Raw genomic sequence first — 13,068 nt, 5'->3', positions numbered from 1 at the left:
AACGCTACTTGGCTAAATTTTGCGGTTGAATAATGTGGATCAAGGCTTCTTTTAAAGTGGGATATTTAAACTCAAACCCCTGTGCTTTCAATGCTTCGGGGCGAACAAATTGACCATTCAGCACCAGTTGAGACTGCTCGCCTAAAAGTAACTTCAGCACAAAAGCTGGTAAAGAAAGTACAGGTCTACGTTTTAGAATTTGCGCTGCAGTTTGTGCAAATGCTGACTGGGTGACTTTTTCTGGACTGACGACATTAAAAACTTGCTCAGTCGTTTCATGCAACATTAAAAACTCAATCGCTCGCAGCACATCTTGAATATGCACCCAGACCACAGGTTGCCGCCCCGAACCAATACGTCCACATAAGTTCATTTTGATCGGAAACAACATTTGCGGCAAAATGCCGGCCCCTCGTCCAAAGACCACACCTAAACGAATAATTTTGGTATTTTGCGACGTGTCTTGCCGTGCAGATTGTTCCCATTTTTGACACAACTCTGACATAAAAATAGACTGCGGCGCTGACTGCTCATTACAACACTCTGACCATTGTTCAGTCGGATCGATGCCATAATAGCCCACTGCCGAACCTGAAATAATACATTTCGGTTGAATATTTCTTTTAGCGAGATATTGATAGAGCATCGTCGTCATTTCAACGCGACTGGCGATCAGCTTTTGCTTGCGGGCATCTGTCCAACGTCCCTGAGCAATACTTTCCCCAGCCAAATTCACCACATAATCAATGCGATCATGCTTAAGTTCTTCTAAAGCTCGAATCCAAGTCAAATGTGGGTGAATTTTAGGCAGATTCTTCTGTCGGCTTAAGCCGATCACTTCATAATCTTTTTCTAATAAATAATCGAGCAAGTTTGAACCAATAAAACCACTTGCTCCTGTCACCAATACACGTTCTTTTTGCATAGCGTGATCTCAAATGATGCTTTTGATCAAACTATAGCATTTAGCCAAGCGCTTTACGATTAATCGATCATTTTTGCCGCCATACGCTCCGCTTGTTTGCCATAGAACCAATAGGTCAGCACATACAGCGGAATCGCGATCAATAAAATCAGAATCACCACCATACTGATAAATTGCGGTTGTTGGACGTAGAGCATAAAGTTTTGCCAAACTTCGGCATCTCCCTGCGCAAAAATAGCTAATCCCAACATGAGAAAGGCAAAGTTATAGCTCCAAAAAATCAGACTAAAACCTAAAGTGAATTTTTTCCGTTCTACTTGGGTTGGCGCACGGCGCTGCTGCTTAATAAATTTAAGTAAAACCCAAATCATGGCCACCAAATAAGGTACAGCCGTTAATACAGCTCCCATCCCTGTCGGAAGTAGTGCAGCGAGTACACCACAGACACAACTAAAGACAAAACATATGAAAAAAAACCAGAGAAAATATCGTGTTAGCGAAATCATAGCGCTACTTTAAACCCAGCCAAAAAATCATTATAAAAAAAATTCAGTTTTTTTTCATTTTCATGTCAACCAATCGAAGTTGATGTGCGTTAAATAGGGTACAAGGTCGCAGCAACCGTTAACATTGTACCGGCATCCACAATACGTACGGTGACCTTTCCTAGAGCAATAAGATTGGCTCCAAATTTAAATGTTGTCAGCAGCCAACATTTAAGCGTGAAGCAGTTTTCTTTGACCGACGATTTCATCATCACTCGAATCGTCGGTCTTTATTTTTTTGAGGACTGATTTTTGCAGTACTCCCCCACCTCAATAGATGAAGAAGCCCTTAAAAGCTAATATGAGTTTAAGTGCTGGACGTCTGCCGCATCCTGAATGACATAACCATTACGCCCCTGCTCTTTGGCCAAATACAAGTTCTGATCGACCTCTTTTAAGAAAGCCATTTTGTCATTTTTATGCGTTGGGATAATGGTTTTCACCCCCAAACTGACCGATAAACGCTGATCCAATGGCGATGAGCTATGGCAAATATCAGCGGTTCGGATACTCTGTAAAATACGCTCCACCACTTCAATTGCAGACGCTTGTGAGGTATCGGGTAATATCAAAACAAATTCTTCCCCACCAAAACGCGCCACCAAATCACGTGGACGTGAGACACTTTTTTTCAGTATTTGTGCAATTTGTTTCAGGCAAGCATCACCAAGAATATGACCATTATAATCGTTATATTGTTTAAAATAATCGATATCTAATAACATGAGGGTCAGTGGTTGCTGTTCACGCTGTGCATTGAGCCACTCGCGTTGGTAGCTATCTTCAAAGAAGCGGCGATTGGCAATTCCCGTTAGACCATCTTGATACGAATATTCTTCCAGTTGCTTTTTCAGTGTTTCTAACTCTTGTTCCTGTCTTTTACGTTCAGAAATATCGAACATAAATCCAACCAAGCTATCGACTTCCCCATCTGGTTTTCGCACCACATGCACCACATCACGAATCCAAATATATTCTCCATTGCTAGTCAGTGCGCGATAGTCCGCCTCATGATCAACCCCAGAAATCGACTGAGCCACACAAAAATCAACCACCCATGCACGATCATTTTCATGCATTCGCATTGCCCAATCTTCAACTGTTCTCCACGAATCCTGCTTCCAACCCAGCACTTTTTCAATTTGTGGGCCAATATAACTAAACGTTTTGGTTTCCCAATCAATACTCCAAGGAATAGCAAGTGTTGATTCAATCAGCGTCTTATACACCAGATCATTGACGATACGGGGCGAATTGAAAATAGAATCAGACATAGTTACGTTCTCCTTATACCCTGTCCTACTCAATACATGACTTATTTTTTAGACATTCTGCATAAATCATTCTTATAAAGTCTCAAAATTGAATCCGTGAACGAGCTGCACATTTCCTTTATGGCTATGACACGATATACAATTTCATAGATTTACATAATACCCCATTAAAAGAACATTTTTTAATCAAAATTTATCTTTTTACTATAGTGTTAATCAAATAAACCCATCACTTTCTTTTTCACATAATCACTCACTAATTTTTCTGTGCAATCAAACTTAACAATAGGCTCTCAACTGTCAGGTCAGAGATTGTCGTCGTAGCGACAATTATCCATCGCATAATTTTGATTTATGTTAGCTTATAGCTCTATTGCGCTTTGAGCTTGGGGTATCTATGGCTGTTCGTTTTTTTCATACATCTGATTGGCATTTGGGACAGTTTTTTTATAACCATTCCCGCCAGTATGAACATGAACAGTTTTTATCATGGCTACTGGAGCAAATCAGTGAAAGACAGCCACATGCGCTTTTGATTGCAGGAGATATTTTCGATGTCATCAACCCTGCATCGTCCGCACAAAAGCAACTCTATCAATTCTTAGCAGATGCACATGCACGTGCACCACATATGCAAACCCTGATGATTGCAGGCAACCATGACTCAGGCTACCGCATTGAACAAGTTGAACCTTTACTGGCCAAATACAACGCCAAAGCGGTGGGAGTGATTCATAAAAATAGCCAACAGCAGATCGATCTTGAGCACTTATTGGTGCCGATTTTAGATGAGCAACAAAATACTGTGGCATGGTGTCTGAGCCTGCCCTTTTTACGTCCTGCTGAAATTACAGGCTTTAATGAGCACACCACCAATAGCCAAAACGCGATTGCTTATTTGCATCAACAATTGATTGCCGAGGCCGAAGCCCGCAAAACAGCGGATCAAGCCCTGATTTTAATGTCTCATGCACATATGCAAGGCGGCGAAACCTCAGACTCTGAGCGTCCTATTGTGATTGGTAATGAAGAAGCACTCTCAACAGCATTATTTGATGAAATCATTGACTATGTGGCACTAGGGCATTTGCATAAACCGCAAAAAGTCGGTGAAGAGCATATTCGCTATAGTGGCTCCCCAATTCCACTATCTTTTAGTGAAATTAACTATAAACATCAAGTTATTGAAGTGACACTTGATCCCACACGAAATGATGTCTCCCGTTTTCAGTTGAATGTTTTAGCAATACCACGAAGCATTCAACTGCATAAAATACGCGGTGAATTAAATGAGGTACTGGAAAAGCTGCAAACATTGCCTCAAGGCATCATCCCAGAGATTGATCAACGTGAATATGTTGATATTGAATACCATACTACTGTTCCACCGCAGCCCAATTTAAGACAACAATTCGAAGAGGCACTACCCAAAGACCGTTATCGTTTAGTCCGTATTTCACGTCAATATTTAGCGACCGAGCAAGACCCCAATGCACCCGCTAAAGTAAGTTTAGAACCACCTACACCAGAAAAACTGTTTCAGCAAATTTGGGAAAAACAGGGTTATCACAATGATGCAGAAGTGTTGAACGATTTTATGAGCTTAATGCGTGAAGCAGAACAATCCCTTGCAGATGAACAAGAGGCTTAAAGGTTTAGTATGAATATTTTATCGATTCGAATTAAAAACCTTGCTTCACTTTCTGGCGAACATTTCATTGATTTTGAAAGCGATCCCCTTGCCAGTGCAGGTCTGATTGCCATTGTGGGGAAAACAGGTGCAGGTAAATCCACCATTTTAGATGCCATGTGTTTGGCCCTGTTTAACCGTATTCCACGGCTAAAAGACAGTGATGGCAAACTTCAAGATGTCGATGGCTCAGAGCTGCTCACCAACTCTCCATTGACCGTACTGCGTCGTGGCACTGCACATGGTTATGCCGAGCTTTGCTTTATTGCACAAGACCAAAAACGCTATATCGCGCGTTGGGAATTAAAACGTTCGCGGGAAAAAGCCGATGGCAAACTGCAAAGTGTGCAGCGTTCTTTAAAATGTGTCACCGATGGTGTCGTCGTTGCGGATAAAAGAAGTAGTGTCGATCAAGAAATTAAAAGAATTACTCAGCTCAGTTTTGAACAATTTACTCGTGCCGTTTTATTGGCTCAATCTGAGGTCACCGTTTTTTTAAAAGCGCGGGACAATGAACGCGGCGAATTGTTGGAATATCTGACCAATTCCGCTATTTTTGGGAAAATTGGTCAACTGGCTTATGAAAAAACCAAATCCGTCGCCACGCAGCGCAAAGAACTGGAAAATGTGCTGGGTCATATTGAACTGTTAACCGATGAACAAGTCACAACATTATCGACACAATTTCAGCAGTGCGACAGGGATTATAAACAGCTTGAAGCTCAAAAGTCGCAACTGGAAAAACAACAACAATGGTTTGAACGCAAACATAAACTCGACAGTGAAATCATTAGCAAACAACAACTATTCGATACGCAAAGCAAGTTACAACAAGATTTAGCTCCTGAGCGCGAACACTTGGCTCGTTTGGAGATCTTTTCAGAAATTCGTGCCGTGGTATTCCAGCAACAACAGTTACAGCAAGCGATGCAACAACTGACGCCCCGTATTCAACAACAGCAACAACTGTTCGATCATTTACAGCTTAAATTTGAAAGCGAAAAAGCCCAATTCACACAAGCTGAAATGGCAGTGAATGAACTACAACAATTTGAAAGTACCCATCATGATGCATTGAATGAGGTGCGTAAATGTATTCAAGAACGTGATTTTATTGGGGCTGAGTTTAAGAAAGTTCAGGAAAAATTGCAGGCTTTAGAACAGTCTAAGCTGCCCCTAATCCAGCAACAACAAAAGTTTGAACAGCAGATTCAACACATTGATCGACAGCAAACCGAGTGTAAGCAGCAACTGGAAAGCTCAAAAGAATTTGTAAATCTAGACAAAGGTCTCAGCGCCCATACTCAACAGCTAGAACAGTTCATTCATCAATATCAAAAAATTGAACATCAGCTCGGGCCACGTACTCAGGCTGAACATCGGCTAGCATCAGAAAAACAACAATTACAGCAGTCGATTCAACAGTTCGGGACGATCGAACAGCTTGAAATCAAAGTTGCGCAGACACAACAGCAACGCGAGTTGAAAATCAATCAACTCAGCCAATTCGAGCTGATTCAGCAAAAAATTCAGCAGTTTTTTGACTTACAGGCTGAGGCTACAGAACAGCAAGTACTGCTCGACAATGCCAATACACAGCTTCAAGCCGTGCAGCACAATAGCCGACAAGCTGAACAGGTCTTTCAATCTGCCAAAAGTGAACGCATCCAGCTACAATTGGTTTTGCAACAGCAGCGACTTTTACATGCTGAAAATATCGAAGATTTACGCACGGCACTCCAAGACGGCGAACCCTGTTTAGTCTGTGGCAGTACCTCACATCCTTATAAACTGGAAGATACTGCGCTCTCCAAGGCCCTGTTTGAGCTTCAACAACAGCAGGAACAACAGGCAACACTGAAAGAACAAAATTGCTTCGATGGCTGGCAACAAGCGCAGCAGCAGCTGACTAAACTGAATACTGAAATAGAACAACGCCAAACTTTAATTCAGCAGCTTTCTGAAAAAATCAGTGCTTTGCAACATGTGTTAATCGAGCACAGCCAAATGACAAATATGGCGCTCGACTTCACCCTAACAGCATCGAAATTGAAGACTCAGTTCATGCAAATGGCTCAGCAATATCAGTTGGATTTGCAACAACTCAAACAACAGTCTGAGCAGTTCCAACACAATATTAAAATCCAGCAACAATGCACCCAAAACATTCAACAGATTGAACATTTACTACAAACAGCGAACGGTTTACACAACCAAGTTCAGCATATCGTGCAGTGTTTATCTGAAGCTGAAAAAACAGCTTGGCAACAGCAGACCACCCAAACCGCTCAGCAAATCTTGATACGTCTAAATACCCGTTCACAACAACTGGAACAGTTGGAACAATGGCGTCAGCAATACGAACAAACCACGCAACAGTTCAAGACCAATCAACTGAATATCGAAAATACCAGTAGGCACATCGCTGAAACCAACGAGCAGCTCAATGAGATCAAACAAAAAGGACAGCAAAATACAGAAATAGCCAATCAATTGATCCAACAAATGACTGGCTTAACGGACATCAAAGCCAATGAGTGGCTCATCCAGCACGATCAACATCGCCAGCAGACGCAAAGCCATTATCAACAGCTGAAACAGCATTTTGATCAATTGCGCCATCAATTCGAACAGGAAAAAAATCAGCTAGAACAGCTCAAAGCCCAGTTACAGCAGAATCAGACCAGTGCCAGCCAAGTAGAAAATACCCTTCAACACTGGCTCAATGCGCATCCTGATTTCCATAAGCCTGATTTAGATGCGCTGGCTCAAATTAACTCGGCTCAGGAACAACACATCCGTCAGAAATTACAGCATGCAGAACGCCTAGTAAATGAAGCACATGCTGCATTGAAAACTATGCAAGAGCAGTTGAGTGAACATCTGGGCCATCAACCTGAGATTGACCCAGCACAGTTACAACAGCAAATGCAGGAGCATCAAGCGGCACTGCAAACACAACTTGAACTACGTGATCAGCTCAAACTTAAACTTGAGTTGCATCAGCAAAATGTCGCAAAACAAAAGCAATTTGCAGATCAGATTCAATCCATACAACAGGAAGAACACCGTTGGGGTAAAATTTCAGGTCTGATGGGAGATGCCACAGGCAAAAAATTCCGTGATTATGCGCAGCAATATAATCTCGATATTTTACTGGAGCATGCCAACCAACAACTCAACCAACTCTCGCAGCGTTATACCTTGAAGCGTTTAGAGCATTCGCTGAGTCTGGCCATTATTGATCATGACATGGATGGCGAAACCCGCTCTGTTGCATCACTCTCTGGGGGTGAGTCTTTCCTGACCGCCCTTGCCCTATCTCTTGCCATTTCCAATATGGCCTCAGGGTCAATGAAAATCGAATCTCTATTTATTGATGAAGGCTTTGGGACTTTAGATGCATCGTCCCTGCACATGGTCATGAATGCTCTCGACCAATTGCAGAATCAAGGACGTAAGGTGGTGCTGATTTCACACATCCAAGAAATGCATGAACGTATTCCTGTGCAAATCCAAGTCAAAGCTTTGGGCGCAGGTGCCAGTACCATTGAGGTGGTAGGATAATTTCAGATTTTTGAAAGTCAAACTTTGATCTGTTTTAAGACACCATCTCTCAGTTAAAAATAAAGGGAGCACCCTACTTAATGTAAGTGCTCCCTGTGAAATCCAAACAAATGCTTTAATCCGCTGGGAATGCTTTTGGTGGAGGTGCATATTTAGATGCATCTGCTGCTTTATCTGTAGCCGCCATAGACTGTAGCGGGTAGATCACTGTACCAATCACACCTGTATTTTGGATGGAACCATGATCTGAGTTTGCAGCATAGGCATCTTCAGGACGACTAAAGGTAAAGGATGCCACTGCAGAGTCACTCTTACGGAAGCCTTCAATAATCAACTCTCCCTGTGGACGAAGCACATAACCTGAATTAGTGCGTGATGCTGCACGTCCATCAATAACATCTAAACCATCCACACTGGCAACCACTTCAAACGTGCTATTGCTATGGTTCTGGTATTTGAGTTGATAACTTTGTCCATCTTTGCCAGATAAATAATACTGCTGACCATCTCGAAATAAAGGCAGTGGACGCTGTGCATCATCTACAATCGAAAAACTGATTTTTCCAGCGGCCAATGACAGACTGTTCACAGCTTTCCCCAAGTATTTTTTGCTGGCATAGCGAACTTGTGATTCAGCAATTGGACTGCTGGATAAACGTTTTAAATTCACTTCCGTGACGTTTGAACTAATCTCATCGCCCCACTTGGTGCCTAATTTTTCACTTTTAGCGACGTGAGCATTCTGAACCGTAGAATCCGCACTCATCTCACTCATTTTGGTATTTGTGCTACTACAAGCTGCTACAAGTAAACTCAAAAGCAGGGAGATAAATAGATAGAGTTTTTTCATTTTGGCTTCATCCTAAATGCAATTTTTATCGTTGTCAGGAAATCATTTTTCATGGTTCATCTGTCAAATTTGTAGACGACTCAATCCATGAGTTTAAATTAAGCCTATTTTTTCAGCAGCCTATTAGTTTTATATAATTGTAAGTTAAACGCTTCTCACTGCCTTTAAGCTCAAGAAGCCCTATTTAGACTTAATGCTGTGAATAATCTCTCGCTCCGAACAAGGCGGTTCCAACGCGAACCATAGTCGACCCAGCTGCAATCGCATCGACCATATCGCCAGACATACCCATGCTTAAGGTATCCCAGTCTTCAGGATGTATATGCAGCTCTTTCACTTGGTCAAATAACACTTTCGCGGCCTTAAAGGCTTGGGTATTGTTCGGTGCAGGAATCACCATCAACCCACGCAGTTTGATGTTAGGCAACTGACTGATACTTTTTACCAACTCAGCAACTTCATCAGGTTGGCAGCCATCTTTGCTGTCTTGACCATCGATATTGACCTGTAGACAAAGATTTAATGGTGGTTGTGTTGTCAGACGCTGCGCCGATAAACGCTCTGCAATAATTAAACGATCAACCCCATGCACCCATGCAAATTTTTCAGCCAAATGTTTAGTTTTATTGCGTTGTACATGCCCAATAAAATGCCATTCAATCTCTAAATCCTGTAGCTCTTCTATCTTTTGCAAAGCCTCTTGTAGGTAGTTCTCACCAAATGCGCGTTGACCACAAGTATACATGTCTCGTAACACTTCGCTCGGATGTGTTTTAGAAACCGCCAAAAGCTCTACAGACTCCACGTCACGACCTGATATTTCGCAGGCCTGCTGAATTTGGGATAACACGTGTTGACGTGAATTTTGCAAGATATTCATTGACGAGGGTCTCATTTCGGTCATCTTTTTTGCTTTGCCTTTCAACAAACTGTTGGTTAAGTTGATTGAAAGCCTTATTATTCTATCAAAATAATTAGCATTTAAATGAACTCGGGGAAATAATGGATATCACAGAATTACTAGCCTTTTCGGCTAAGAACGGGGCCTCAGATTTACACTTATCTGCAGGTATGCCACCGATGATTCGTGTCGATGGTGAAGTTCGTCGTATCAATTTACCAGCTTTAGAACACAAAGAAGTGCATAAACTGGTCTATGACATCATGAATGATAAACAACGTCGTGATTTTGAAGAAAAATTAGAAACGGACTTTTCCTTTGAGGTTCCAAGTATTGCTCGTTTTCGTGTGAACGCATTCAACCAAAACCGCGGTGCAGGTGCAGTATTCCGTACCATTCCGTCTAAAGTCCTGACCATGGAAGACTTAGGTTTAGGACAAACCTTTAAAGAGTTGTGTGAATTGCCACGTGGTTTGGTTTTGGTGACAGGACCTACCGGTTCTGGTAAATCTACCACGTTGGCGGCAATGATCGATTATATTAACGATAACCGCTATGACCACATCTTAACGGTTGAAGACCCAATCGAATTTGTACACCAGTCAAAAAAATGTTTGATCAACCAACGTGAAGTACACCGTGATACGCATGGTTTTAACGAAGCACTGCGTTCTGCACTCCGCGAAGACCCCGATATTATCCTAGTCGGTGAGATGCGTGACCTTGAAACCATTCGTTTGGCGCTAACTGCTGCTGAAACGGGTCACTTGGTCTTCGGTACACTACATACCACCTCTGCAGCAAAAACCATTGACCGTGTGATTGACGTATTCCCTGCTGAAGAAAAAGACATGGTTCGTGCCATGTTATCTGAATCGCTACAAGCCGTAATTTCTCAAACCCTACTCAAGAAAAATGGCGGTGGCCGTGTTGCCGCGCATGAAATCATGATTGGTATTCCTGCCATTCGTAACTTAATTCGTGAAAACAAAGTGGCACAGATGTATTCTGCTATTCAGACTGGTGCAAACTACGGTATGACCACACTGGATCAAAGTTTGAAAAACTTGGTCACCAAAGGAGTGATCAGTCCACAGACCGCGCGTACAGCTGCCAAGCAACCTGAAACCTTCTTATAAGAAAACAATGGATTTGGGGTATAGATATGGATTTTAACGACTTACTCAATTATATGATTCAACAAAAAGCGTCGGATTTATTTATCACCGCTGATGTTGAACCCTCCATGAAAATTAACGGTCAAATTGTGCCTGTGGCTAAGGGCAAGCTGACGGGTGATGTCGCGGGGCAACTGCTCAACTCGATTATGAGTGACAAACAGCGTAAAGAATTTGCGGACACACGTGAGTGCAACTTCGCGATTATGAATCGGGATAAAACTGCGCGTTTTCGTGTCAGTGCCTTTCAACAGCGTGATATGCCAGGTATGGTTTTACGTCGGATTGAGACGCAAATTCCAACCATGGACGAGTTAAAACTCCCGCCTGTACTCAAAGAGTTGGCCATGACCAAACGTGGCATCATCATCTTTGTGGGTGCAACAGGTACGGGTAAATCGACTTCTTTGGCTTCGATCATTGGTTACCGTAACCAAAACTCGAAAGGTCATATCATTACCATTGAAGACCCGATTGAATTTATTCATGAGCATGCAGGCTGTATCATTACCCAGCGTGAAGTGGGCATTGATACTGACTCTTTTGAAATCGCACTGAAAAACACCCTACGCCAAGCACCCGATGTGATCCTGATTGGTGAGATTCGTTCCCGTGAAACCATGGATTATGCAATTGCCTTTGCTGAAACAGGTCACTTGGTATTTGCAACGCTGCATGCCAACAATGCCAACCAAGCCATCGACCGTATTATTCACTTCTTTGAAGCAGACCGTCATAGCCAATTGTTTATGGACTTGTCTTTAAACCTTAAAGCGATGGTTGCACAGCAGTTGATTCCAACACCTGACGGTAATTCACGTCGCGCTGCAATTGAGATTTTGATTAACTCACCATTAATTTCCGATTTGATCCGTAAAGGTGAAATCCATGAAATTAAAGACCTGATGAAGCGTTCTCGTGAACTCGGTATGCAAACCTTTGACCAAGCCCTATTCGATTTGTACAAAGCCAAGCAGATTACCTATAAAGATGCGCTGAAACACGCCGACTCTCCAAACGACTTACGCTTACAAATCAAGTTGTCTGAAGAAGGCGGTGATCGTCTATTGCATGCCAGTGCAAACATCACGTTTGACGGACAAGCTTAAGCATTTCTCTAAGCAATAAAAAGGGCTTCTCATGAAGCCCTTTTTTAGATCTAAGTTATTACTTTTTACGAAGTGCTTCTTGGCACTCTGCAGCATCACAATAACCGTATAGGTTGAGTGAGTGACCTGTTAAAGTAAAGCCATGCTTTTCAGCAACTTCATGCTGCTCATGCTCAATCACTTCGTTGCTAAATTCAACCACTTTGTTGCAGTTTTGACAAACGATATGATCATGATGATCGTCTTGCATGATTTCGAAAACAGAATGGTTATTTTCAAAGTGATGGCGCTGAATAATGCCCGCTGCTTCAAACTGCGTTAACACGCGGTAAACAGTTGCTAAACCGACATCTTCACCTTGTTCAAGTAAAGTCTTATAAATATCTTCCGCACTTAAATGGTGTTGCTTTGAATTTTCTAGTAGTTCTAATATTTTAATTCGTGGAAGTGTAACTTTAAGTCCAGCTTTGCGTAGATCTTGATTTGAAATTGGCATGTAAAAAGGTCTCTCAACAAATTTAAAGTTAGAATATGCAACAAAGTGTAGATGCAGTATGATCTATCCGTGGCTCAATTGCATCATAATTAATTTGGGATAGTGTAGCAAAATGCAAAAAATCATGTTGGCGTTATTCGTCACTTCACTGCTCGCAGGCTGTTCGACCTTGGGCGTTTATAAAGTTGATATTCCTCAAGGTACGCCATTAACTCAAGCACAAGCGTCAAAAATACAAGTTGGCATGAGCCATCAACAAGTTCGCTTTTTGCTTGGCAGCCCGACAGTTTCAGATCCAATGAACCCGCTACGTTGGGACTACATCTACAATTATACCCCAGGAACGTATGCTAAAAAAGCCAAGATTCCTGCTGCACAAGGTCAACACCTGAAAGTCTATTTCGACCCAAACGGTATTGTCCAAAAAATTGAAGGTTTAGAAACCATTCCTGCATCTCAGCCGGGCTTACCAGCATCGAAACAAGCGATTCTAAACGCGCCCCCACTATAAAGCCTTATTCTAAAAAAGAAAC

The 13,068-nt window shown here is 42.2% G+C and carries 11 protein-coding genes; 5 read left to right on the top strand and 6 right to left on the bottom strand.

The genetic code is table 11. The features are described from left to right. Positions 1–4: 4 nt before the first annotated feature. The 3 genes from WH214_RS07085 to WH214_RS07075 all read right to left on the bottom strand — a co-directional run bounded on the left by WH214_RS07085 (position 5) and on the right by WH214_RS07075 (position 2,744). Positions 5–925, bottom strand: a complete 921-nt coding sequence (locus tag WH214_RS07085; RefSeq protein WP_339421616.1) for a TIGR01777 family oxidoreductase — start codon at positions 923–925, stop codon at positions 5–7. A gap of 59 nt (positions 926–984) precedes the next feature. Then, on the bottom strand, positions 985–1,431 hold the full coding sequence (locus WH214_RS07080; protein ID WP_339421617.1) for an ABZJ_00895 family protein: 447 nt from the start codon (positions 1,429–1,431) through the stop codon (positions 985–987). A 335-nt stretch (positions 1,432–1,766) separates the two neighbouring features. Beyond that, positions 1,767–2,744 carry a GGDEF domain-containing protein gene (locus tag WH214_RS07075; RefSeq protein WP_339421618.1) on the bottom strand — a complete coding sequence of 326 codons (978 nt, stop codon included), beginning with the start codon at positions 2,742–2,744 and terminating at the stop codon, positions 1,767–1,769. A 397-nt stretch (positions 2,745–3,141) separates the two neighbouring features. On the opposite strand from WH214_RS07075, the gene WH214_RS07070 reads away from it, so the two are divergent. Continuing rightward, on the top strand, positions 3,142–4,395 hold the full coding sequence (locus WH214_RS07070) for an exonuclease SbcCD subunit D (RefSeq protein WP_339421619.1): 1,254 nt from the start codon (positions 3,142–3,144) through the stop codon (positions 4,393–4,395). Positions 4,396–4,404: 9 nt separating this feature from the next. Further along, a complete protein-coding gene (locus WH214_RS07065) occupies positions 4,405–8,001 on the top strand; it encodes an AAA family ATPase (protein ID WP_339421620.1) in 3,597 nt (1,198 codons plus the stop codon). A 115-nt stretch (positions 8,002–8,116) separates the two neighbouring features. On the opposite strand, the gene WH214_RS07060 is transcribed toward WH214_RS07065, so the two are convergent. Both WH214_RS07060 and WH214_RS07055 read right to left on the bottom strand, forming a co-directional pair. Next, complete coding sequence (locus WH214_RS07060) at positions 8,117–8,851, bottom strand: hypothetical protein (protein WP_339421621.1); 735 nt, start codon at positions 8,849–8,851, stop codon at positions 8,117–8,119. Positions 8,852–9,041: 190 nt separating this feature from the next. Beyond that, positions 9,042–9,731, bottom strand: coding sequence for a YggS family pyridoxal phosphate-dependent enzyme (locus WH214_RS07055; RefSeq protein WP_339421622.1), 690 nt, complete (start codon positions 9,729–9,731; stop codon positions 9,042–9,044). A gap of 122 nt (positions 9,732–9,853) precedes the next feature. On the opposite strand from WH214_RS07055, the gene WH214_RS07050 reads away from it, so the two are divergent. Next, positions 9,854–10,891: a type IV pilus twitching motility protein PilT gene (locus WH214_RS07050; protein ID WP_004694862.1), complete on the top strand. Its 1,038-nt coding sequence runs from the start codon at positions 9,854–9,856 to the stop codon at positions 10,889–10,891. A 26-nt stretch (positions 10,892–10,917) separates the two neighbouring features. Next, the gene (locus WH214_RS07045; protein WP_004984301.1) at positions 10,918–12,039 is read left to right on the top strand and encodes a PilT/PilU family type 4a pilus ATPase; all 1,122 of its coding nucleotides are present in this window, start codon (positions 10,918–10,920) and stop codon (positions 12,037–12,039) included. 58 nt (positions 12,040–12,097) lie between these two features. Here WH214_RS07045 and fur read toward each other — a convergent pair whose 3' ends face one another. Beyond that, positions 12,098–12,535: a ferric iron uptake transcriptional regulator gene (fur, locus tag WH214_RS07040; RefSeq protein ID WP_004694866.1), complete on the bottom strand. Its 438-nt coding sequence runs from the start codon at positions 12,533–12,535 to the stop codon at positions 12,098–12,100. A 112-nt stretch (positions 12,536–12,647) separates the two neighbouring features. Here fur and WH214_RS07035 point away from each other — a divergent pair, with 112 nt between their 5' ends. Beyond that, the gene (locus tag WH214_RS07035) at positions 12,648–13,046 is read left to right on the top strand and encodes an outer membrane protein assembly factor BamE (RefSeq protein WP_339993103.1); all 399 of its coding nucleotides are present in this window, start codon (positions 12,648–12,650) and stop codon (positions 13,044–13,046) included. Positions 13,047–13,068: the final 22 nt, after the last annotated feature.

The sequence above is a fragment of the Acinetobacter sp. MYb191 genome, from assembly GCF_037572605.1.
Classification (GTDB): domain Bacteria; phylum Pseudomonadota; class Gammaproteobacteria; order Pseudomonadales; family Moraxellaceae; genus Acinetobacter; species Acinetobacter johnsonii.
This window is presented reverse-complemented; position numbering and strand designations above follow the sequence as displayed.

Excerpts from the sequence above, each read along its gene's own strand:
- WH214_RS07085 (WP_339421616.1), bottom strand. The coding sequence starts at position 925 with ATGCAAAAAGAACGTGTATTGGTGACAGGAGCAAGTGGTTTTATTGGT.
- WH214_RS07080 (WP_339421617.1), bottom strand. The coding sequence starts at position 1,431 with ATGATTTCGCTAACACGATATTTTCTCTGGTTTTTTTTCATATGTTTT.
- WH214_RS07075 (WP_339421618.1), bottom strand. The coding sequence starts at position 2,744 with ATGTCTGATTCTATTTTCAATTCGCCCCGTATCGTCAATGATCTGGTG.
- WH214_RS07070 (WP_339421619.1), top strand. The coding sequence starts at position 3,142 with ATGGCTGTTCGTTTTTTTCATACATCTGATTGGCATTTGGGACAGTTT.
- WH214_RS07065 (WP_339421620.1), top strand. The coding sequence starts at position 4,405 with ATGAATATTTTATCGATTCGAATTAAAAACCTTGCTTCACTTTCTGGC.
- WH214_RS07060 (WP_339421621.1), bottom strand. The coding sequence starts at position 8,851 with ATGAAAAAACTCTATCTATTTATCTCCCTGCTTTTGAGTTTACTTGTA.
- WH214_RS07055 (WP_339421622.1), bottom strand. The coding sequence starts at position 9,731 with ATGAATATCTTGCAAAATTCACGTCAACACGTGTTATCCCAAATTCAG.
- WH214_RS07050 (WP_004694862.1), top strand. The coding sequence starts at position 9,854 with ATGGATATCACAGAATTACTAGCCTTTTCGGCTAAGAACGGGGCCTCA.
- WH214_RS07045 (WP_004984301.1), top strand. The coding sequence starts at position 10,918 with ATGGATTTTAACGACTTACTCAATTATATGATTCAACAAAAAGCGTCG.
- fur (WP_004694866.1), bottom strand. The coding sequence starts at position 12,535 with ATGCCAATTTCAAATCAAGATCTACGCAAAGCTGGACTTAAAGTTACA.
- WH214_RS07035 (WP_339993103.1), top strand. The coding sequence starts at position 12,648 with ATGCAAAAAATCATGTTGGCGTTATTCGTCACTTCACTGCTCGCAGGC.